Genomic DNA, 3,018 nt, shown 5'->3' with positions numbered 1-3,018 from the left:
GGCGGGGATCGTCGCCACGGTCGGCTGCGCGATGTTCCCGTTCATCCTGCCGTCCAGCATCGACGCGCATTCCAGCCTGACGGTCTGGAACGCCTCGTCCAGCGCGCGGACGCTGGGGATCATGCTGGTCGTCACCATCGTCTTCCTGCCGATCGTGCTGGCCTACACCGCCTGGGCATATCGCGTGATGTTCGGGCGGGTCACCACCGCCGCCGTCACCGCCGGCCCCGACTTCTACTGAGGGGAAGCAGTCATGTGGTATTTCACCTGGGTCCTGGGCCTCGGCCTGGCGGTCGGTTTTGGCATCCTCAACGGCATCTGGCACGAGTTCCATCTGCCCGCCGACGAACAGGAATAAGCCGGTGGCGACCTATCACCCCGATCTCGCCAGGCAGGCGATCCCGCGCTACACCAGCTATCCCACCGCGGTCGATTTCACCCCCGCGGTGGGGCCGGAGCGACAGGCCCTGGCGCTGCTGGGCGTCGCGCCCGACTCGCCCGTATCGCTCTACATCCACGTGCCCTATTGCCGGGAGATATGCTGGTATTGCGGCTGCAACACCGGCGCGACCGGCCGGCCGGCACGGCTCGACGCCTATGTCGACGCGCTGCTGGCGGAGATCGGGCTGGTCGCCGGGCTGCTGGATGGCCGCGTCCGCTCCATCCACTTCGGCGGCGGCAGCCCGAACGCGCTGTCGCCGGCGCAGTTGCTGCGCCTCGCGGAGGCGATCCGCGACCAGTTCGGCGTCGACACCGCGGCGGAATGGGCGATGGAGATCGACCCGCGCGGCTTCGACACTGCTTATGCCGATACGCTGGCGGCGATCGGCATCCGCCGGGTGAGCATCGGCGTGCAGACATTCGCGCCCGCGATCCAGCGCGCGATCAACCGGGTGCAGCCGTACGAAGCGATCGCGCTAGTCGCCGAGCGGTTGCACGGCGTCGGCATCCGGCACCTCAACTTCGACCTGATGTACGGACTGCCGGGCCAGCGCGCCGAGGATATCGCGGAAACGATCGCCGCGGCGCTGACGCTCCATCCGGCGCGCGTGGCGATGTTCGGCTATGCGCATCTGCCCGCGATGATCCCGCGCCAGCGGATGATCGACGCGGCGGACCTGCCAGATCCGCAGCAACGCTTCGCGCACAGCGCGCTGACGCACGACCTGCTGGTCGGCGCGGGCTATGCGCCGATCGGCTTCGATCATTTCGCGCGCGCCGACGATCCGCTCGCTATCGCCGCGGTCACCGGGCGCCTGCGCCGCAACTTTCAGGGGTTCACCGATGACGAAGCCGAGGCGGTGATCGGCATCGGCGCCTCCGCGATCAGCCAGTTCGACGGGCTGATCGTCCAGAACGAAAAGCATGTCGGCCGATATCGCGCGGCGATCGCCGGTGGCCATCTGGCCACCATGCGCGGTGTGGTGCGCAATGCCGAGGATCGCCTGCGCGGCGCGATCATCGAGCGGCTGCTGTGCGATGGCCAGGTCGATCTGGCCGCGCTGTGCGGCGCCCACCGGCTGGCGCTGACGTCGCTGCTCGATGCGCTGGTCGCGCTGGCGCCGCTGGAGCAGCGCGGGATCGCGCGCTGGTGCGGCGGCCGACTGTATCTCGACGACGGCGATCGCGCCTATCGGCGGGTGGTGGCCGCGGCGTTCGATGCGCGGCGTCGGCGCGCCGCCGCGCCGGCAAGCCTCGCGGTCTGACACGGAACGTGGCACGTAGGTGCCGATGAGCAGCATGGACAGCCGCGAAACGGAGAGGACGGCCGAACAACTCGCGCGCTTCGTCGAGGGGTTGGCGGACCGCGCCGTCCTGCTGCTGACGCCGGACGGCACGGTCGCCAGCGGCACGAAGGGGGCGCGACGGTTGCTGGGTTGGCCCCCCGACGCGCTGGCCGGTCACCCCGCCGCGGTGCTGTATCCCGGCGAGAATGCCGCGCGGCAGTGCGGTGCGGCGCTCCACGCCGCCTCGACGCAATCGCCGCTCCGCCGCGAACAATGGCTGGTGCGGCGCGACGGCAGCGAATTCCTGGCCGATGTCACGATCGTGGCGCTGCGCGGCGACGACGCAATGCTGACCGGGTTCGGCATGGAGATCGCCGACGTCACCTCCGGGCGGGCACGCGAACAGGCGCTGCGGCAGAGCGAGCTGCACGTCCGGTCGATTCTGGCCACCGTGCCGGATGCGATGGTGGTGATCGACGATGCCGGATCGATCCTGTCGTTTAGCGCCGCCGCCGAACGGCTGTTCGGCTATGCAGAGATGGAGGTGGTGGGACGGAACGTCAGCGTGCTGATGCCCTCGCCCTATCGCGAACGGCATGACGGCTATATCGCCCGCTACGAAACCACGGGCGAGCGGCGGATCATCGGGATCGGCCGCGTCGTCACCGGGCTGAAGCGCGACGGCACGCAATTCCCGATGGAATTGTCGGTCGGGGAGGCGCGTGACGAGGGGCACCGCATCTTCACCGGCTTCATCCGCGACCTGACGACGCAGCAGTTGGCGGAGCTGCGGATGAAGGAGCTTCAGGCGGAGCTGATCCACGTCTCGCGCGTCAGCGCGATGGGCACGATGGCCTCGACGCTGGCGCACGAACTGAACCAGCCGCTGACCGCGATCGCCAACTATCTGGAGGCGGGCCGCGACCTGATCGACAGCGACGCGCCCGATGCGCAGCCGTTCCTGCGCGAGGCGATGGATGAGGCATCACGCGAGGCACTGCGCGCCGGGCAGATCGTGCGGCGGCTGCGCCAGTTCGTCGCGCGCGGCGATACCGACAAGGCGGTGCACGATTTGCCGGAGATGATCGAGGAGGCGACCCGTCTCGGGCTGCTCGGCGCGACCGAACGCGGCATCCGGCTGTTCACCGATCTCGATCCTGCCGCCGCGCATGTGCTGGCCGATCGCGTCCAGATCCAGCAGGTGCTGGTCAACCTGCTGCGCAACGCCGCCGAGGCGGTCGGCGACGCGGCGCATCGCGACATCCGCATCACCACCCGCCGCAACGGCGGG

Annotated in this window: 4 protein-coding genes; all 4 read left to right on the top strand. The window is 69.5% G+C overall.

The features are described from left to right. The coding region (locus AX685_RS00410; RefSeq protein WP_197418420.1) for a cytochrome d ubiquinol oxidase subunit II at positions 1-241 on the top strand (241 nt) is incomplete at its 5' end. 12 nt (positions 242-253) lie between these two features. Continuing rightward, a complete protein-coding gene (gene cydX, locus AX685_RS20710; RefSeq protein WP_082740376.1) occupies positions 254-358 on the top strand; it encodes a cytochrome bd-I oxidase subunit CydX in 105 nt (34 codons plus the stop codon). A gap of 4 nt (positions 359-362) precedes the next feature. Beyond that, a complete protein-coding gene (hemN, locus tag AX685_RS00405; RefSeq protein WP_066484304.1) occupies positions 363-1,706 on the top strand; it encodes an oxygen-independent coproporphyrinogen III oxidase in 1,344 nt (447 codons plus the stop codon). 25 nt (positions 1,707-1,731) lie between these two features. Continuing rightward, a partial coding sequence (locus tag AX685_RS00400; protein ID WP_082740377.1) for a PAS domain-containing sensor histidine kinase occupies positions 1,732-3,018 on the top strand: 1,287 nt, incomplete at its 3' end.

Origin of the sequence: Sphingomonas sp. CCH9-F2 (genome assembly GCF_001556735.1) — a bacterium.
Taxonomy (GTDB): Bacteria; Pseudomonadota; Alphaproteobacteria; order Sphingomonadales; family Sphingomonadaceae; genus Sphingomonas; species Sphingomonas ginsenosidimutans.
This window is presented reverse-complemented; position numbering and strand designations above follow the sequence as displayed.